Here is an 18,314-nt window from a genome sequence, read left to right on the forward strand (position 1 = left end):
AGGGCGGACATGCCCGGTAGCGCTACGCTTGCCGGGCGTGTAACAACCTATCCCTTCTCTTTGGCTTTCGCCAGCATGGCGCGGATGTTAGCGACGTTCGCCTGCCCCTTATGCATCCGCTCTTCAGCCGTAATCACTTTACGCTCCTGCTCCCAGATGAGGTCGTCCTGCGGAAGTTCCAGCAGGAAACGGCTCGGCTCCGGGCGCACCAGTTCACCATATTGTCTACGCTCTTTGCACAGCGTGAAGGTCAGCTCTTTCTGAGCGCGCGTGATGCCTACATAGGCCAGACGGCGCTCCTCATCGACGTTATCTTCATCAATGCTGCTCTGGTGCGGCAGTAACCCCTCTTCCATGCCAACCAGATAGACATACGGGAATTCCAGACCTTTTGATGCATGCAGCGTCATCAGCTGAACCTGATCGGCCTCTTCTTCGCTCTCGCCGCGCTCCATCATATCGCGCAGGGTAAAGCGGGTAACGACCTGCGTCAGGGTCATCGGTTCATCAATCTCCGAGCCTTCCAGCATTTCAGTCATCCAGCTGAACAGCTGGTTAACGTTTTTCATGCGCATCTCGGCCGCTTTCGGACTGGCGGAGGTTTCATACAGCCAGGACTCGTAGTCGATACCGTGGATAAGGTCGCGCACGGCGGCGATAGGTTCGCGCTCTGCCAGCCGCTGCACTTCACCAAGCCAGTGGGTAAAGCGGGTTAATGAATCGTAGCCGCGTCCGGTGAGCGTCTGACTCAGCCCCATATCGAAGCTGGCGGTAAACAGACTCTTATTACGCGTCATCGCCCACTCGCCAAGCTTTTGTAGCGTCGCCGGGCCAATTTCCCGTTTCGGGGTATTCACGATACGCAGAAACGCGCTGTCATCATCCGGGTTAGTGAGCACACGCAGGTAGGCCAGAAGATCTTTGATTTCGGGCCGCGAGAAAAAGGAGGTCCCGCCCGAAATTTTGTACGGGATGCGGTTTTGCATCAGCATCTTTTCAAAGACGCGTGACTGGTGGTTGCCGCGATAGAGGATCGCGTAGTCTTTGTATTCGGTTTTATTGACGAAGTGGTGGGCGATGAGTTCGCCTGTGACCCGCTCCGCTTCGTGCTCTTCATTGTTGGCGCTGAGCACTTTTAGCTCTGTACCGTAACCCAGTTCGGAGAACAGGCGTTTTTCGAACACATGCGGGTTGTTGGCGATCAGGATATTCGCGGCTTTAAGGATACGCCCGGAGGAACGGTAGTTCTGCTCCAGTTTGATCACCTGCAGCGCCGGGAAATCTTTGCTCAGCAGGACCAGGTTTTGCGGACGCGCACCGCGCCAGGAGTAAATGGACTGATCGTCATCACCGACCACCGTGAAACGCGCGCGCTGTCCCACCAGCAGTTTCACCAGTTCATACTGGCTGGTATTGGTGTCCTGATACTCATCCACCAGCAGGTAGCGGATTTTATTCTGCCAGCGCTCACGCACCTCTTCATTACGCTGCAGCAGTAGCGTGGGAAGCAGGATCAAGTCGTCGAAATCCAGTACGTTACAGGCTTTCATATGCGCATCGTACAGACCGTAGCAGTGGGCGAAGATCCGATCCCGCTCGCCTTTGGCGATTGCCGCGGCCTGGGCCGGGGTCATCAGATCGTTTTTCCAGTTGGAGATCGTTGAGATCAGCTGCTGCAGCAGAACCTTATCATCTTCGATCAGCCCCTCGGTGAGCTCCTTGAGCAGGGCCACCTGGTCGGTATCGTCAAACAGTGAGAAGTTGGATTTCATCCCCAGCGCGGCGTATTCACGTTTGATGATATCCAGCCCCAGCGTATGGAAGGTGGAAATCATCAGACCGCGCGCCTCTTTACGCCCCAGCGTCTGGCCGACACGCTCTTTCATCTCGCGCGCTGCTTTGTTAGTAAACGTCACCGCCGCGATGTGGCGAGCCTGATATCCGCAGCCGCGGATCAGGTGGGCAATCTTATTGGTGATGACGCGCGTTTTGCCGGATCCCGCGCCCGCCAGCACCAGACAGGGTCCAGTGACAAATTCGACGGCTTGTTGTTGTCCGGGGTTTAAACGCATAAATGATCACTCAATGAAAGTCAGGAGGGGAGAATAACAGCGTGGTAGTATAGCGAGCCTAATCCATACCACTCAAGGCACGATCATGGCAAAAACCGCGGCAGCACTGCATATCCTTGTAAAAGAAGAAAAACTGGCTCTGGATCTTCTCGAGCAGATCAAAAACGGCGCCGACTTCGGCAAACTGGCGAAGAAACACTCTATTTGTCCGTCAGGTAAACGCGGCGGTGATTTAGGTGAATTCCGTCAGGGTCAAATGGTTCCGGCGTTCGATAAAGTGGTCTTTTCCTGCCCGGTGCTGGAACCCACTGGCCCACTGCATACGCAGTTTGGCTACCATGTAATTAAGGTTCTGTACCGCAAATAACAGCAAGGCCTTCTCTGAGAGAAGGCCTTGTACGTTTAGTCAGGTCAGGGCATCAGCCCGCCCGGTTATTAACCTGCTACCGCGATACGTTTCATATCGGTCATGTAGCCACGCAGTTTCTGACCCACTTTCTCGATTTCATGGCCGCGAATGGCTTCGTTTACATCGCGCAGCTGCGCGTTATCCACAGCACCTTCCGCAATCGCTTTGCCCAGATCGCCCGGCTGCAGGGTTGTCATGAACTCTTTCAGCAGCGGTACGCAAGCGTAAGAGAACAGGTAGTTGCCATACTCGGCGGTATCAGAGATAACCACGTTCATTTCATACAGACGCTTACGGGCGATGGTGTTCGCAATCAGCGGCAGCTCGTGCAGTGATTCATAGTAGGCAGACTCTTCGATGATGCCGGAATCCACCATGGTTTCGAACGCCAGCTCAACGCCAGCTTTCACCATCGCAATCATCAGAACGCCTTTATCGAAGTACTCCTGCTCGCCGATTTTACCTTCAAACTGTGGGGCGGTTTCAAAAGCGGTTTTACCGGTCTCTTCACGCCAGGTCAGCAGTTTCTTATCGTCGTTAGCCCAGTCCGCCATCATGCCGGAAGAGAACTCGCCGGAGATAATGTCATCCATATGTTTCTGGAACAGCGGTGCCATGATCGTTTTCAGCTGTTCAGACAGCGCGTAAGCACGCAGTTTCGCCGGGTTGGACAGACGGTCCATCATCAGCGTGATACCGCCCTGCTTCAGCGCTTCGGTGATCGTTTCCCAGCCGAACTGAATCAGTTTTTCTGCGTATGCCGGGTCTGTCCCCTCTTCCACCAGCTTGTCGAAGCACAACAGAGAGCCCGCCTGCAGCATACCGCACAGGATGGTTTGCTCACCCATCAGGTCAGATTTAACTTCCGCGACGAAAGACGATTCCAGAACGCCCGCACGGTGGCCACCCGTTGCTGCAGCCCATGCTTTGGCGATCGCCATACCTTCGCCTTTCGGATCGTTTTCCGGGTGAACGGCGATAAGCGTTGGTACGCCGAAGCCACGTTTGTACTCTTCACGTACTTCTGTACCCGGGCACTTCGGTGCCACCATCACAACGGTGATGTCTTTACGGATCTGCTCGCCCACTTCAACGATGTTAAAGCCGTGGGAGTAACCCAACGCCGCACCGTCTTTCATCAGCGGCTGCACGGAACGCACAACGTCAGAGTGCTGTTTGTCTGGCGTCAGGTTAACCACCAGGTCTGCCTGGGGGATCAGTTCTTCGTAGGTACCGACTTTAAAACCGTTTTCGGTCGCTTTGCGCCAGGACGCACGCTTCTCAGCAATCGCTTCTTTACGCAGGGCGTAGGAAATATCCAGACCGGAGTCACGCATGTTCAGGCCCTGGTTCAGACCCTGGGCGCCGCAGCCAACGATGACCACTTTTTTACCCTGAAGGTAGCTCGCGCCATCGGCAAATTCGTCGCGCGCCATAAAGCGGCATTTGCCCAGCTGCGCCAGCTGCTGGCGCAAATTCAGTGTATTAAAGTAGTTAGCCATAATGGACTCCGTGATGTTGTGTTGTTGTGCTTATTGTTCGGTTCGCTTTTGCGAGAATGAACTTACTATATGACAGGAAATTTATTGCGGAAATTGATATATTCACAACGTCACGTTGCAATATTTGCAATGTAAAAAGGGGGAGTGAAATCAGTGGATTTACGCGATCTGAAAATGTTCCTGCATCTGGCGGAAAGCCGTCACTTTGGGCGCAGCGCCCGGGCGATGCACGTCAGTCCCTCCACGCTTTCGCGCCAGATCCAGCGCCTTGAGGAAGACCTCGGCCAGCCTCTGTTTGTACGCGACAACCGTACCGTCACCCTGACGGAGGCCGGTGAGGAGTTACGGGTCTTTGCCCAACAAACGCTGCTGCAGTATCAGCAGCTGCGACACACCATTGACCAGAAAGGGCCATCGCTGTCCGGCGAGCTGCATATTTTCTGCTCCGTGACCGCGGCCTATAGCCATCTGCCGCCGATTCTTGACCGCTTTCGCGCAGAACAACCGTCGGTGGAAATTAAACTCACCACCGGTGATGCTGCCGACGCAATGGAAAAAGTGGTGACAGGCGAGGCGGATCTCGCCATTGCCGGGAAACCCGAAACCCTGCCGGGCGCTGTCGCGTTCTCAATGCTGGAGAACCTGGCGGTCGTGTTGATTGCCCCCGCGTTACCCTGCCCGGTGCGTAATCAGGTGTCGGTGGAAAAACCGGACTGGTCCACGGTGCCTTTTATCATGGCCGATCAGGGGCCGGTGCGCCGTCGTATTGAGCTCTGGTTTCGTCGCCAGAAGATCAGCAACCCGTCGATTTACGCGACGGTTGGCGGGCATGAGGCGATGGTGTCAATGGTGGCGCTGGGTTGCGGCGTGGCACTGCTGCCGGAAGTGGTCCTGGAGAACAGCCCGGAACCGGTGCGTAATCGCGTGATGATTCTGGAGCGCAGCGACGAAAAAACGCCGTTTGAGCTTGGCGTATGCGCACAAAAAAAGCGGCTGCAGGAGCCGCTTATTGATGCCTTCTGGCAGATACTGCCTAACCACTAGCCTGCCAGGAAGAACCTGAACGCCGGGTTATGGGTTTCATCGTGACACTCATAGCCCAGCTCGTTCAGCCGCGTTTCGAAATCAGGCTCGTGCTCGCCCAGTTCGAAGGCGGCCAGCACGCGTCCATAATCGGTACCGTGGCTGCGGTAGTGGAACAGAGAGATGTTCCAGTGCGTGCCCAGCGTATGCAGGAACTTGAGCAACGCGCCCGGTGACTCCGGGAACTCGAAGCTATAGAGACGTTCCTGCAGCGGCTTCGACGGACGCCCGCCCACCATGTAACGCACGTGCAGTTTCGCCATCTCATCGTCGGAGAGATCCACGACGCTGTAGCCACCTTCGTGGAGCAGGTGGAGGATCTCTTTACGCTCTTCCAGACCACGGCTTAACCGTACGCCGACAAAAATGCAGGCATCTCGGGCGTCGGCAAAACGGTAGTTAAACTCCGTGACTGAACGGCCGCCCAACAGCTGACAAAACTTCAGGAAGCTGCCCTTCTCTTCCGGGATGGTAACCGCCAGCAGCGCTTCGCGTTGCTCACCCAGCTCGCAGCGTTCGGAAACATAGCGCAGACCGTGGAAGTTCACGTTGGCACCAGAAAGGACATGCGCCAGACGCTCGCCGCGGATGTTGTGCTGCGCGATGTATTTCTTCATCCCCGCCAGCGCCAGCGCGCCGGAAGGTTCCGCTACCGCACGCACATCTTCGAACAGATCTTTCATTGCGGCGCAAATGGCGTCGCTGTCGACGGTGATAATATCGTCAAGATACTCCTGGCAAAGACGGAAGGTTTCATCGCCAATGCGTTTAACCGCCACGCCTTCAGCAAACAGCCCGACGCGTGGTAAGTCCACCGGATGACCGGCATCCAGCGCCGCTTTCAGACAGGCCGAGTCTTCCGCCTCAACGGCAATCACTTTGATTTGCGGCATCAGCTGTTTGATCAGCACCGCTACGCCCGCCGCGAGGCCGCCACCGCCAACCGGCACGAAGACGCGGTCGAGATGTGCATCCTGTTGCAGCAGCTCAAGCGCCAGCGTCCCCTGTCCGGCAATGACCATCGGATGATCGAACGGCGGCACCCAGGTAAACCCCTGTTGCTGCGCCAGCTCTATCGCTTTGGCTTTGGCTTCGTCAAAGTTTGCGCCGTGGAGCAACACTTCACCGCCGAAACCGCGTACGGCATCCACTTTGATATCGGCAGTAGCAACCGGCATAACAATCAGCGCTTTCAGCCCCAGGCGCGCAGAGGAGAACGCGACGCCCTGCGCGTGGTTGCCCGCAGAGGCGGTAATCACCCCCCGCGCTTTTTGCTCATCGGTCAACCCGGCCATCATCGCGTAGGCGCCACGCAGCTTGAAGCTGTGTACCGGCTGACGGTCTTCGCGTTTCACCAGAATCACGTTGTCGAGGCGCGAGGAGAGTTTCTCCATCTTCTGCAGCGGCGTAACCTGCACGGCTTCATAGACCGGTGCACGTAGCACCGCCCTGAGGTATTCCGCCCCCTCAGGGGCGGCGGATAACGGTTGCGACTCGGCCATCATTAGCCCCCAAGTTTCGATTTGTCGCGCACCGCGCCTTTATCTGCACTGGTGGCAAGGCTCGCATAGGCACGCAGGGCGAAGGAGACGTCGCGCTGGCGATCTTTTGGCGTCCAGGCTTTGTCACCGCGAGCTTCCTGGGCTTCACGACGCGCCGCAATGTCCTGGTCGCTCAGTTTCAACTGAATACCGCGATTCGGGATATCAATTTCGATCAAATCGCCATCTTCAATAATCGCAATGTTGCCGCCGCTTGCCGCTTCCGGTGACACGTGGCCAATGGAGAGACCAGACGTACCGCCAGAGAAACGTCCGTCGGTGATCAGCGCACAGGCTTTACCGAGGCCCATGGATTTCAGGAAGGTGGTGGGATAGAGCATCTCCTGCATGCCCGGCCCGCCTTTCGGCCCTTCGTAGCGAATGACAACCACGTCGCCTTCCACCACTTTACCACCGAGAATAGCCTCTACCGCGTCGTCCTGGCTTTCGTACACTTTTGCCGGGCCGGTGAATTTGAGAATACTGTCATCCACGCCTGCGGTTTTTACAATACAGCCGTTTTCTGCAAAGTTACCGTAGAGCACGGCCAGACCGCCGTCCTTGCTGTAGGCATGTTCCAGTGAGCGAATACAGCCTTCTGCACGATCGTCATCCAGCGTGTCCCAGCGGCAATCCTGTGAGAAGGCCTGGGTGGTACGAATACCTGCCGGGCCGGCGCGGAACATCTTTTTCACCGCATCGTCTTTCGTGAGCATGACGTCGTATTTGTCCAGCGACTCCGGCAGCGTCAGGCCGAGCACGTTTTTGACGTTGCGGTTCAGCAGCCCGGCGCGATCCAGCTCACCGAGAATACCCAGTACGCCACCCGCACGGTGGACATCTTCCATGTGGTATTTCTGAGTACTCGGCGCAACTTTACAGAGCTGCGGTACTTTGCGGGACAGCTTGTCGATATCGCTCATGGTGAAGTCGATTTCAGCTTCCTGCGCAGCGGCCAGCAGGTGGAGAACGGTGTTGGTGGAACCGCCCATGGCGATATCCAGCGTCATGGCATTTTCAAACGCGGCTTTGCTGGCGATATTACGCGGCAGCGCGCTTTCATCATCTTGCTCGTAGTAGCGTTTGGTCAGCTCAACGATGCGTTTACCGGCATTGAGGAACAGCTGTTTACGGTCGGCGTGGGTCGCCAGCAGCGAGCCGTTGCCCGGCTGAGACAGACCCAGCGCTTCGGTCAGACAGTTCATGGAGTTCGCGGTGAACATACCTGAGCAGGAGCCACAGGTTGGACACGCAGAACGTTCAACCTGATCGCTTTGCTCATCAGAAACTTTTGGATCCGCGCCCTGAATCATCGCATCGACCAGGTCGAGCTTGATGATTTTATCGGAAAGCTTGGTTTTACCCGCTTCCATTGGACCGCCGGAGACGAAGATCACCGGAATGTTCAGACGCAGGGAAGCCATCAGCATCCCCGGGGTAATTTTGTCGCAGTTGGAGATACAAACCATGGCATCCGCGCAGTGGGCGTTCACCATATACTCCACCGAGTCGGCGATCAGCTCACGCGACGGCAGTGAATAGAGCATACCCCCGTGACCCATCGCGATACCGTCATCCACCGCAATGGTGTTGAACTCTTTCGCCACACCGCCGGAGGCTTCGATTTGCTCGGCAACGAGTTTGCCGAGATCGCGCAGGTGCACGTGGCCCGGCACAAACTGGGTGAAGGAGTTCACCACGGCGATAATAGGCTTACCGAAATCGGCGTCGGTCATCCCGGTGGCGCGCCACAGTGCGCGGGCACCCGCCATGTTACGGCCATGAGTGGTGGTGGCGGAACGATACTTAGGCATGCTTTATTTACTCCCGTCTGACTATTGAATGGGACGGTGCGTGCCGTCCCATATTTATGCTTATTGATTAACCTGATCCAGCCAGCCGTATTTATCTTCCGTTTCACCGGTGAAGAGGCCAAAGAAGGCTTGCTGAATACGTTTGGTGACCGGACCACAGCGGCCAGCACCAACCTGAATACCGTCTACGCTACGAACCGGCGTAATTTCCGCCGCGGTACCGGACATGAACACTTCATCGGCCAGGTACAGGGATTCGCGGGACAGGACCTGCTCACGGACTTCGATACCCAAATCTTTTGCCAGCTTGATGATGGCGTCACGGGTAATGCCCGGCAGAGCGGAAGAGGTAAATGGCGGCGTAAACAGAATGCCGTCTTTCACTTCGAACAGGTTTTCACCTGCACCTTCAGAGATATAGCCATTCACGTCCAGCGCGATACCTTCCTGATAACCGTGACGGCGCGCTTCGCTACCGACCAGCAGTGAGGAGAGGTAGTTACCGCCCGCTTTTGCCGCCGTCGGGATCGTGTTTGGTGCCACGCGGTTCCAGGAAGAAACCATTGCGTCGATCCCCTGCTCCAGGGCTTCAGCCCCCAGATAAGCACCCCACGGGAACGCAGCAATGATCACATCGGTGGTATAACCGGCTGGCGGGTTCACGCCCATGCCCACATCACCTACAAACACCAGCGGACGAATATAGGCACTGGTGAGGTTGTTCTTACGAATCACGTCGCGGCAGGCTTCCATCAGCTCATCCACGCTCTGAGAAACCGGGAAACGATAAATTTTGGCTGAGTCATGCAGACGCTGCATGTGTTCGCGATGACGGAACACCACTGGCCCTTTGTGTGAGTCGTAGCAACGGATGCCTTCGAAGACAGAGGTACCGTAATGCAGCGCGTGGGACATAACGTGGACTTTCGCGTCCTCCCAGCGAACCATCTCACCATTGAACCAAATGTAATCAGCTTTTTTTGTCGTCATTTTCTCTTCCTGTCGCGCTTAAGCACGGATCTGTTGTGATGTGGTTGTGCTCTGGCAGATGGCAACATGTGCAACGTCTACCAGTTTTGTTAACTGACTAAACAGTAAGTCGACCGACCGCGGGCTGGCAACGGTTAATTCGATACTGATATTTTGAGCATCAGTGGCCGTCTCCATATTCATAGAGCAAATCTGAAAGCCACGGTGACGCACCACACGCAAAACGCGTTCTAATGTCTCTGGATTGAAGCGAGCCTGCACGGCGACCTGATGTTGCATCATGATAATTTCTCCAGCATTTGTGAGTTACTGGCACCTGGCGGTACCAACGGCCAGACATTCTCAAGCTCGTCGATTGAGACATGAAGCAGGTACGGCCCTTCGCTTGACAGCATGGTGTCGAGTGCCGCTTCAACCTGGTCTTTACGGGTGATGTGCTGGCCAGGGATACCAAAGGCGCTGGCCAGAATGAGGAAATCGGGGTTATCCGTCAGGGTAGTCTCACTGTAGCGTTCCTGGAAAAACAGCTGTTGCCACTGACGAACCATTCCTAAACGCTGGTTATCGAGCAAGACGATTTTCAACGGTAACTGCTTGCGCTTAACGGTGCCCAGCTCCTGCACGTTCATCATGAAAGAGCCGTCACCGGAGATACAGATAACCGTATCGTTTGGGCGGGCAACCTGCGCCCCAACCGCGGCAGGGAGACCGAAGCCCATCGTCCCTAAGCCGCTGGAGGTAATGAAGTTTTCCGGGCGCGTGTAAGTCATGTGCTGTGCTGACCACATCTGGTGTTGGCCTACATCCGTCGTGACCACACAGTCTGCCGGTTTACGGTCGGACAATTGCTTTAACAGCAGTGGCGCATAGATGGCGTCACCAGGATGGTCGTAACGCCAGGCATGTTCAACGCGCATATCGGCGGTGTGCTGACGCCATGCGTCGATTTTCAGAGGCTGCTGTAAAGCCGGTAATAACGTGTTGAGATTGCCCTGCAGGGCCACATGCGCCTGACGCAGTTTGTTCATCTCCGCCGGGTCGATATCCATGTGGATCACGTTAGCATTCGGCGCGAAGGTATTCAGCTTGCCGGTGACACGATCATCAAAACGGGCACCTACGGCGATCAGCAAGTCACACGCCTGCACGGCCAGGTTCGCCGCTTTGGTACCGTGCATCCCCAGCATTCCCAGATAGTAAGGATAGTCAGCATCTACCGCGCCAAGACCTTTCAACGTACAGGTGGCGGGCATTTGCGTAACCGCGATGAATTCGCGCAGGGCGGGAACGGCCTGTGCCATACCAACCCCACCCCCTACGTACAACATCGGTTGTTTAGCGTGGGCAATCATCTGCCGCGCCTCTTCCACCGCGGCGTGCGGGAATGCATCGTCGCTTTCAACGGTGGAGAAGTGCGGTTCCAGATCGCCCAGAGCAACCTGGATATCTTTCGGGATATCAACCAGAACCGGTCCAGGGCGACCAGAGTTTGCCACCTCAAACGCCTCTGCCATCACACGCGGCAGCTCTTCCAGAGACTGAACGAGGAAGCTGTGTTTGGTGCAGGCCAGTGACAAGCCGAGCACGTCCACTTCCTGGAAGGCATCAGTACCAATGAGGGGCAAGGCCACCTGACCGGTGATGGCGACAACGGGAACGGAATCAAGCAGTGCATCCGCCAGGCCGGTGATCAGGTTTGTGGCACCCGGCCCTGAGGTTGCCATGCAGACACCGGTTTTACCGGTGGCACGTGCATAGCCAATGGCGGCCATCGCTGCGCCCTGCTCGTGTCGGCACAAGAGGTGTTCCACGCCGCCGTCATACAATGCATCGTAAATCGGCATTATTGCGCCCCCCGGATAACCGAAGACAGTGTCGACTCCCTGTGCGCGCAACGCATGTACTACCCACTGTGCACCATTCATAGTTAGTTCCCCGTCATAAATCGGGAGAAACAGAATTTTGTGCTATTAGTCATTCTCTGCTCCTCGTGTAAGTTTTTTAGTCATAAAAAAACCCCCGGACCTTTCGGTGCGGGGGTCTTAGTTCGTTAAGGCTTGATTTCTAAGCCTTTCCTCGTCCAAGTGCAGCCCCGCACGGTGGGATAATAATCACCACCACGCTAATCACGACCAGGCTAATCACTCGTAGAAGGGCTGTCATTTTCAGTTCTTTTTGCATCTTGTTCGAAGGAATACCTAAAGAGGTATCACAGTTTTTAAATCAAACACAAGATTTATTTATGGCTGGTTTCGTTAGTCTGCGAATCATATTTTCTGAACGTATTGTTTTATATGAAGAAATTAGATAGTGAATATTTTTCATTTTTTCAGCACGGACAGAGCGGCATGTCGCCTGTTCATTTTTTTGCGAGCAGGGTTCCACAGAAAAGAAAAGGTTACATCTTGACGTTAAAACCTCGGAAGAGGATGCGTAAATCCGCTAAATGTGGCTAAACATGCATATCGGTCACGGGCATAGTCATCACTTAAGGAGGTGCTTATGTCACTGTCAGTTGTTTATACCCGTGCGGCCATTGGAGTAAAAGCACCGCTTATTTCGGTAGAAGTTCATCTCAGCAACGGGCTGCCCGGGCTGACGCTGGTTGGATTGCCGGAGACCACGGTAAAGGAAGCCAGAGATCGGGTGCGCAGTGCGATTATTAATAGCGGTTATACCTTTCCGGCAAAGAAAATCACCATCAACCTTGCGCCTGCAGACTTGCCTAAAGAGGGAGGGCGATATGATTTACCTATCGCTATAGCGCTCCTCGCCGCCTCTGAGCAGCTTAACAGCTGCAGACTAGGCGCATATGAGTTCATCGGTGAACTGGCGCTCACAGGCGCGCTGAGGGGCGTTCCTGGTGCCATCTCGGGTGCGCTGGAGGCCATTCGCGCAGGTCGACAAATCATTGTTGCCAATGAAAATGGTGCAGAAGTGAGCCTGATAGCCGAGAGAGGATGTCTGCTAGCCGGGCATTTACAGGAAGTGTGCGCGTATCTTGAGGGGCAACATGTGCTGTCAGAGCCGGAAGAATCAGGCGATCCCCTGGCAGAAAGCCCGGACGATCTGAGCGATATTTACGGCCAGGAGCAGGGGAAGCGGGCGCTGGAGATCACTGCTGCTGGCGGACATAACCTGTTGCTGATTGGCCCACCGGGTACAGGAAAAACGATGCTGGCGAGCAGGTTGAATGGTTTACTGCCTCCACTTAATAACCATGAAGCGCTGGAAAGCGCGGCGATATTTAGTCTGGTGGGTTCAGTGTCATTGCAAAAACAGTGGCGACGTCGCCCGTTTCGCTCTCCGCACCACAGTGCCTCACTGGCGGCCATGGTCGGCGGTGGCACCATACCAGGGCCGGGAGAGATCTCTCTGGCGCACAACGGCATCCTGTTTCTGGATGAACTGCCTGAATTTGAACGCCGCGTTCTGGATGCGCTGAGGGAGCCCATCGAATCGGGTGAGATCCATATCTCCCGTGCACGCGCCAAAATAAGCTATCCCGCGCGGTTCCAGCTGGTAGCGGCAATGAACCCCAGCCCATCGGGCCATTATCAGGGAAACCACAATCGCTCCACGCCTGAACAGACGCTGCGCTACCTGGGGAAGTTATCTGGTCCTTTCCTGGATCGTTTCGATTTGTCGCTGGAAATCCCCTTGCCTCCTCCCGGCCTGCTCAGCCAGAGCAGCGCCAGAGGAGAGAGTACGGTGGAGGTTCGCGAGCGGGTTATCGCCGCGCAGGCCCGGCAGTATATGCGTCAACATAAGCTGAATGCCCGTCTGGATAACGCTGAGATTCGGCAGTTTTGTCCTCTTAAGACTGAAGATTCATGCTGGCTGGAGGATACGTTGACGCGCTTTGGGCTTTCCATTCGCGCATGGCAGCGTCTTATAAAAGTCGCCCGCACCATCGCCGATGTGGAAAAGTGCCCTGACATTGAGACGCGGCATCTGCAGGAAGCGTTAAGCTATCGTGCGATCGATCGCTTGCTCCTGCACCTGCAAAAGTTACTGGCATAAAAAAAGGGGCCACAGCCCCTTTTCTTGTTAGTCGTCAGACTCAGTGTAGTCTTCAGCACCTTCCATCTGCGGCTTACCGCCAGACAGCGTATGGAAACGCTTTGGACGCTTAATGCGTGCCATATACTTGATCCATACACGTTCTGCTTCAGACTGTGGCTCACGCTCGCCACGGCAGACTGCGACAAACTGTTTTTCGTCTTCAGTTGCAGGCTCACGTTTACCCAGATCCAGCTCGTTAAAGGCATAACCATGACGCTCAAGCATCTGCGCCTCTTTGATGGTGAAATCGCCGTGACGAGAGAACCCGCGTGGATAATTTTTATTGTCGAAAAAACGATTAGTCGTCGTAAAGCTTTCCGCCATCCTACACGCTCCTAATTCTTTGGCCGAGCTATTTATGGCGCGGAGTATTAGTTACGCTTGACAGAGTGTAAAACAAAACATTTAAATCATAACGACAAATTATTTTGCGGAGAAAGATGTGGATACGGAATTGCTAAAAACTTTCCTGGAAGTGAGCAGAACGCGCCACTTTGGGCGAGCAGCGGAAGCCCTTTACCTGACGCAGTCAGCGGTCAGTTTTCGTATTCGACAGCTGGAAAATCAACTGGGTGTGAATCTTTTTACCCGCCACCGCAACAACATACGCCTCACGCCAGCCGGTGAAAAACTGCTGCCGTATGCAGAGACCCTGATGAATACCTGGCAGGCGGCACGTAAAGAGGTTGCGCACACCTCGAGGCATAACGAGTTCTCCATTGGGGCCAGCGCATCGTTGTGGGAATGTATGCTCAGTCAGTGGCTTACCCGGCTCTACCCTTCCCACAACCATTTGCAATTTGAAGCGCGGATTGCGCAACGTCAGTCGCTCGTTAAGCAACTGCACGAGCGCCAGCTGGATCTTCTGATCACGACCGAAGCCCCCAAAATGGACGAATTTAGCAGCCAGATTGTTGGCCAGTTTGGCCTTGCGCTTTATGCCTCCGAGCCTTCCATGATGAAAGCCGACCTGACCTATCTGCGTCTGGAGTGGGGGCCAGATTTCCAGCAACACGAGGCGGGATTGATTGCTCCGGATGATGTGCCACAGTTAACAACCAGCTCTGCGGAGATCGCCTGTCAGCAGCTCTCCTTGCTGAAGGGGTGCACCTGGTTACCTGTTCGCTGGGCAGACACAAAACCCGGGTTGCATACCGTTGTGGACTCCACCACGCTTTCCAGACCGCTGTATGCCATCTGGCTCCAGAACAGCGATAAGCAATCGCAGATAAAAGATCTTCTAAAAATTAATATTATGGATTGATGCACGCGCCAGCAGAAATGCTGGCGGCAACGTCTGAAGAGGGGACTGGCGTCTTTCAGGTAAAAAAAATCCTTTGCCGAAGCAAAGGATTATATATGGCAGGGGCGGAGAGACTCGAACTCGCGACACCCGGTTTTGGAGACCGGTGCTCTACCAACTGAGCTACGCCCCTAAAGTCTTTTGCCATTAAGCCTGCCGGGTAGGCAGGCTTAATGTCTTAATAAGTGGCGGAACGGACGGGACTCGAACCCGCGACCCCCTGCGTGACAGGCAGGTATTCTAACCGACTGAACTACCGCTCCACCGAAGACTGCTGTAACCACCGGATTTATGCACCGGCTTACTACGTAATTTGATGCCTGGCAGTTCCCTACTCTCACATGGGGAGACCCCACACTACCATCGGCGCTACGGCGTTTCACTTCTGAGTTCGGCATGGGGTCAGGTGGGACCACCGCGCTAAAGCCGCCAGGCAAATTCTGTTAATCTGTATCAGCTGAAAATCGTCTCTCTCACGCCAAAACACCTTCGGCGTTGTAAGGTTAAGCCTCACGGTTCATTAGTATCGGTTAGCTCAACGCATCGCTGCGCTTACACACCCGACCTATCAACGTCGTAGTCTTCAACGTTCCTTCAGGAGACTTAAAGTCTCAGGGAGAACTCATCTCGGGGCAAGTTTCGTGCTTAGATGCTTTCAGCACTTATCTCTTCCGCATTTAGCTACCGGGCAGTGCCATTGGCATGACAACCCGAACACCAGTGATGCGTCCACTCCGGTCCTCTCGTACTAGGAGCAGCCCCCCTCAATTCTCCAGCGCCCACGGCAGATAGGGACCGAACTGTCTCACGACGTTCTAAACCCAGCTCGCGTACCACTTTAAATGGCGAACAGCCATACCCTTGGGACCTACTTCAGCCCCAGGATGTGATGAGCCGACATCGAGGTGCCAAACACCGCCGTCGATATGAACTCTTGGGCGGTATCAGCCTGTTATCCCCGGAGTACCTTTTATCCGTTGAGCGATGGCCCTTCCATTCAGAACCACCGGATCACTATGACCTGCTTTCGCACCTGCTCGAGCCGTCACTCTCGCAGTCAAGCTAGCTTATGCCATTGCACTAACCTCCTGATGTCCGACCAGGATTAGCTAACCTTCGTGCTCCTCCGTTACTCTTTGGGAGGAGACCGCCCCAGTCAAACTACCCACCAGACACTGTCCGCAACCCGGATTACGGGTCTACGTTAGAACACCAGCCATTAAAGGGTGGTATTTCAAGGTTGGCTCCACGCAGACTGGCGTCCACGCTTCAAAGCCTCCCACCTATCCTACACATCAAGGACCAGTGTTCAGTGTCAAGCTATAGTAAAGGTTCACGGGGTCTTTCCGTCTTGCCGCGGGTACACTGCATCTTCACAGCGAGTTCAATTTCACTGAGTCTCGGGTGGAGACAGCCTGGCCATCATTACGCCATTCGTGCAGGTCGGAACTTACCCGACAAGGAATTTCGCTACCTTAGGACCGTTATAGTTACGGCCGCCGTTTACCGGGGCTTCGATCAAGAGCTTCGCGTTGCCGCTAACCCCATCAATTAACCTTCCGGCACCGGGCAGGCGTCACACCGTATACGTCCACTTTCGTGTTTGCACAGTGCTGTGTTTTTAATAAACAGTTGCAGCCAGCTGGTATCTTCGACTGATTTCAGCTCCACCCGCAGGGGCTTCACCTACATATCAGCGTGCCTTCTCCCGAAGTTACGGCACCATTTTGCCTAGTTCCTTCACCCGAGTTCTCTCAAGCGCCTTGGTATTCTCTACCTGACCACCTGTGTCGGTTTGGGGTACGATTTGATGTTACCTGATGCTTAGAGGCTTTTCCTGGAAGCAGGGCATTTGTTACTTCAGCACCGTAGTGCCTCGTCATCACACCTCAGCGTTAACAAGGAACCGGATTTACCTGGAACCTCCGCCTACATGCTTAAACCGGGACAACCGTCGCCCGGCTAACATAGCCTTCTCCGTCCCCCCTTCGCAGTAACACCAAGTACAGGAATATTAACCTGTTTCCCATCGACTACGCCTTTCGGCCTCGCCTTAGGGGTCGACTCACCCTGCCCCGATTAACGTTGGACAGGAACCCTTGGTCTTCCGGCGAGCGGGCTTTTCACCCGCTTTATCGTTACTTATGTCAGCATTCGCACTTCTGATACCTCCAGCACCCCTCACAGGACACCTTCAACGGCTTACAGAACGCTCCCCTACCCAACAACGCATAAGCGTCGCTGCCGCAGCTTCGGTGCATGGTTTAGCCCCGTTACATCTTCCGCGCAGGCCGACTCGACCAGTGAGCTATTACGCTTTCTTTAAATGATGGCTGCTTCTAAGCCAACATCCTGGCTGTCTGTGCCTTCCCACATCGTTTCCCACTTAACCATGACTTTGGGACCTTAGCTGGCGGTCTGGGTTGTTTCCCTCTTCACGACGGACGTTAGCACCCGCCGTGTGTCTCCCGTGATAACATTCTTCGGTATTCGTAGTTTGCATCGGGTTGGTAAGCCGGGATGGCCCCCTAGCCGAAACAGTGCTCTACCCCCGAAGATGAGTTCACGAGGCGCTACCTAAATAGCTTTCGGGGAGAACCAGCTATCTCCCGGTTTGATTGGCCTTTCACCCCCAGCCACAAGTCATCCGCTAATTTTTCAACATTAGTCGGTTCGGTCCTCCAGTTAGTGTTACCCAACCTTCAACCTGCCCATGGCTAGATCACCGGGTTTCGGGTCTATACCCTGCAACTTAACGCCCAGTTAAGACTCGGTTTCCCTTCGGCTCCCCTATACGGTTAACCTTGCTACAGAATATAAGTCGCTGACCCATTATACAAAAGGTACGCAGTCACCCCATAAAAGAGGCTCCCACTGCTTGTACGTACACGGTTTCAGGTTCTTTTTCACTCCCCTCGCCGGGGTTCTTTTCGCCTTTCCCTCACGGTACTGGTTCACTATCGGTCAGTCAGGAGTATTTAGCCTTGGAGGATGGTCCCCCCATATTCAGACAGGATACCACGTGTCCCGCCCTACTCTTCGAGTTCACAACCTGTGTGCTTTCGTGTACGGGACTGTCACCCTGTACCGTGCGACTTTCCAGACGCTTCCACTAACACACAAGCTGATTCAGACTCTGGGCTGCTCCCCGTTCGCTCGCCGCTACTGGGGGAATCTCGGTTGATTTCTTTTCCTCGGGGTACTTAGATGTTTCAGTTCCCCCGGTTCGCCTCGTTAACCTATGTATTCAGTTAACGATAGTGTGTCGGAACACACTGGGTTTCCCCATTCGGACATCGCCGGGTCAAAGGTTCATATCACCTCGCCGGCGCTTTTCGCAGATTAGCACGTCCTTCATCGCCTCTGACTGCCAGGGCATCCACCGTGTACGCTTAGTCGCTTAACCTCACAACCCGAAGATGTTTCTTTCGATTCATCACCGGTTTGCGAAAATTTGAGAGACTCGAACACACATAACATGTGTGTCGTTTCAATTTTCAGCTTGATCCAGATTTTTAAAGAGCAAAACTTCGCA

14 protein-coding genes, 2 tRNA genes and 2 rRNA genes are annotated in these 18,314 nt (G+C 54.7%); 4 read left to right on the plus strand and 14 right to left on the minus strand.

Annotated elements, in window-relative coordinates; genetic code table 11:
* Positions 1-47 precede the first annotated feature (47 nt).
* Positions 48-2,072: a DNA helicase Rep gene (gene rep / locus AM379_RS07225; RefSeq protein WP_014172160.1), complete on the minus strand. Its 2,025-nt coding sequence runs from the start codon at positions 2,070-2,072 to the stop codon at positions 48-50.
* 85 nt (positions 2,073-2,157) lie between these two features.
* On the opposite strand from rep, the gene ppiC reads away from it, so the two are divergent.
* Positions 2,158-2,439 carry a peptidylprolyl isomerase PpiC gene (gene ppiC / locus AM379_RS07230; protein ID WP_008501570.1) on the plus strand — a complete coding sequence of 94 codons (282 nt, stop codon included), beginning with the start codon at positions 2,158-2,160 and terminating at the stop codon, positions 2,437-2,439.
* A 68-nt stretch (positions 2,440-2,507) separates the two neighbouring features.
* Here the strand turns inward: ppiC and ilvC are convergent, their stop codons facing one another.
* Positions 2,508-3,983, minus strand: coding sequence for a ketol-acid reductoisomerase (ilvC, locus tag AM379_RS07235; RefSeq protein ID WP_014172161.1), 1,476 nt, complete (start codon positions 3,981-3,983; stop codon positions 2,508-2,510).
* A gap of 153 nt (positions 3,984-4,136) precedes the next feature.
* On the opposite strand from ilvC, the gene ilvY reads away from it, so the two are divergent.
* On the plus strand, positions 4,137-5,027 hold the full coding sequence (ilvY, locus tag AM379_RS07240) for an HTH-type transcriptional activator IlvY (RefSeq protein ID WP_020882896.1): 891 nt from the start codon (positions 4,137-4,139) through the stop codon (positions 5,025-5,027).
* Here the strand turns inward: ilvY and ilvA are convergent.
* The 7 genes from ilvA to ilvL all read right to left on the minus strand — a co-directional run bounded on the left by ilvA (position 5,024) and on the right by ilvL (position 11,574).
* Positions 5,024-6,568 (minus strand): threonine ammonia-lyase, biosynthetic, encoded by a 1,545-nt coding sequence (gene ilvA / locus AM379_RS07245; protein WP_025202773.1) that lies wholly within the window; start codon positions 6,566-6,568, stop codon positions 5,024-5,026. The two genes, ilvY and ilvA, sit on opposite strands and share 4 nt — an antisense overlap.
* Before the next feature lie 2 nt (positions 6,569-6,570).
* Complete coding sequence (ilvD, locus tag AM379_RS07250) at positions 6,571-8,421, minus strand: dihydroxy-acid dehydratase (RefSeq protein WP_014172164.1); 1,851 nt, start codon at positions 8,419-8,421, stop codon at positions 6,571-6,573.
* 60 nt (positions 8,422-8,481) lie between these two features.
* Positions 8,482-9,411 carry a branched-chain-amino-acid transaminase gene (ilvE, locus tag AM379_RS07255; RefSeq protein WP_025202772.1) on the minus strand — a complete coding sequence of 310 codons (930 nt, stop codon included), beginning with the start codon at positions 9,409-9,411 and terminating at the stop codon, positions 8,482-8,484.
* 18 nt (positions 9,412-9,429) lie between these two features.
* A complete protein-coding gene (gene ilvM / locus AM379_RS07260; RefSeq protein WP_014172166.1) occupies positions 9,430-9,693 on the minus strand; it encodes an acetolactate synthase 2 small subunit in 264 nt (87 codons plus the stop codon).
* Positions 9,690-11,336 (minus strand): acetolactate synthase 2 catalytic subunit, encoded by a 1,647-nt coding sequence (ilvG, locus tag AM379_RS07265; RefSeq protein WP_106503571.1) that lies wholly within the window; start codon positions 11,334-11,336, stop codon positions 9,690-9,692. The genes ilvM and ilvG overlap by 4 nt, the downstream gene beginning before the upstream one ends.
* A 2-nt stretch (positions 11,337-11,338) precedes the next feature.
* The gene (gene ilvX, locus AM379_RS07270; protein WP_102046757.1) at positions 11,339-11,389 is read right to left on the minus strand and encodes a peptide IlvX; all 51 of its coding nucleotides are present in this window, start codon (positions 11,387-11,389) and stop codon (positions 11,339-11,341) included.
* 86 nt (positions 11,390-11,475) lie between these two features.
* The gene (gene ilvL / locus AM379_RS07275; RefSeq protein ID WP_001311244.1) at positions 11,476-11,574 is read right to left on the minus strand and encodes an ilv operon leader peptide; all 99 of its coding nucleotides are present in this window, start codon (positions 11,572-11,574) and stop codon (positions 11,476-11,478) included.
* Between the two features lie 339 nt (positions 11,575-11,913).
* Here ilvL and AM379_RS07280 point away from each other — a divergent pair, with 339 nt between their 5' ends.
* Positions 11,914-13,434 (plus strand): YifB family Mg chelatase-like AAA ATPase, encoded by a 1,521-nt coding sequence (locus AM379_RS07280; RefSeq protein ID WP_106503572.1) that lies wholly within the window; start codon positions 11,914-11,916, stop codon positions 13,432-13,434.
* Positions 13,435-13,461: 27 nt separating this feature from the next.
* On the opposite strand, the gene AM379_RS07285 is transcribed toward AM379_RS07280, so the two are convergent.
* Positions 13,462-13,800: a DUF413 domain-containing protein gene (locus AM379_RS07285; protein WP_014172168.1), complete on the minus strand. Its 339-nt coding sequence runs from the start codon at positions 13,798-13,800 to the stop codon at positions 13,462-13,464.
* A gap of 118 nt (positions 13,801-13,918) precedes the next feature.
* On the opposite strand from AM379_RS07285, the gene hdfR reads away from it, so the two are divergent.
* A complete protein-coding gene (gene hdfR / locus AM379_RS07290; RefSeq protein WP_014172169.1) occupies positions 13,919-14,740 on the plus strand; it encodes an HTH-type transcriptional regulator HdfR in 822 nt (273 codons plus the stop codon).
* Between the two features lie 96 nt (positions 14,741-14,836).
* Here hdfR and AM379_RS07295 read toward each other — a convergent pair.
* From AM379_RS07295 to AM379_RS07310, 4 genes are all read right to left on the minus strand, one after another.
* Positions 14,837-14,912, minus strand: a tRNA-Trp gene (locus tag AM379_RS07295).
* A 53-nt stretch (positions 14,913-14,965) separates the two neighbouring features.
* A tRNA-Asp gene (locus AM379_RS07300) sits at positions 14,966-15,042 on the minus strand.
* Between the two features lie 55 nt (positions 15,043-15,097).
* A 5S ribosomal RNA gene (gene rrf / locus AM379_RS07305) occupies positions 15,098-15,213 on the minus strand.
* A gap of 65 nt (positions 15,214-15,278) precedes the next feature.
* Positions 15,279-18,185, minus strand: a 23S ribosomal RNA gene (locus tag AM379_RS07310).
* Between the last annotated feature and the right edge of the window lie 129 nt (positions 18,186-18,314).

This window comes from Enterobacter cloacae complex sp. FDA-CDC-AR_0132 (genome assembly GCF_003010695.1).
Taxonomy (GTDB): domain Bacteria; phylum Pseudomonadota; class Gammaproteobacteria; order Enterobacterales; family Enterobacteriaceae; genus Enterobacter; species Enterobacter ludwigii.

What these genes read in the sequence shown, in the direction of transcription:
- rep (WP_014172160.1), bottom strand. Translation starts at nt 2,072, where the DNA reads ATGCGTTTAAACCCCGGACAACAACAAGCCGTCGAATTTGTCACTGGA.
- ppiC (WP_008501570.1), top strand. Translation starts at nt 2,158, where the DNA reads ATGGCAAAAACCGCGGCAGCACTGCATATCCTTGTAAAAGAAGAAAAA.
- ilvC (WP_014172161.1), bottom strand. Translation starts at nt 3,983, where the DNA reads ATGGCTAACTACTTTAATACACTGAATTTGCGCCAGCAGCTGGCGCAG.
- ilvA (WP_025202773.1), bottom strand. Translation starts at nt 6,568, where the DNA reads ATGGCCGAGTCGCAACCGTTATCCGCCGCCCCTGAGGGGGCGGAATAC.
- ilvD (WP_014172164.1), bottom strand. Translation starts at nt 8,421, where the DNA reads ATGCCTAAGTATCGTTCCGCCACCACCACTCATGGCCGTAACATGGCG.
- ilvE (WP_025202772.1), bottom strand. Translation starts at nt 9,411, where the DNA reads ATGACGACAAAAAAAGCTGATTACATTTGGTTCAATGGTGAGATGGTT.
- ilvM (WP_014172166.1), bottom strand. Translation starts at nt 9,693, where the DNA reads ATGATGCAACATCAGGTCGCCGTGCAGGCTCGCTTCAATCCAGAGACA.
- ilvG (WP_106503571.1), bottom strand. Translation starts at nt 11,336, where the DNA reads ATGAATGGTGCACAGTGGGTAGTACATGCGTTGCGCGCACAGGGAGTC.
- ilvL (WP_001311244.1), bottom strand. Translation starts at nt 11,574, where the DNA reads ATGACAGCCCTTCTACGAGTGATTAGCCTGGTCGTGATTAGCGTGGTG.
- AM379_RS07280 (WP_106503572.1), top strand. Translation starts at nt 11,914, where the DNA reads ATGTCACTGTCAGTTGTTTATACCCGTGCGGCCATTGGAGTAAAAGCA.
- AM379_RS07285 (WP_014172168.1), bottom strand. Translation starts at nt 13,800, where the DNA reads ATGGCGGAAAGCTTTACGACGACTAATCGTTTTTTCGACAATAAAAAT.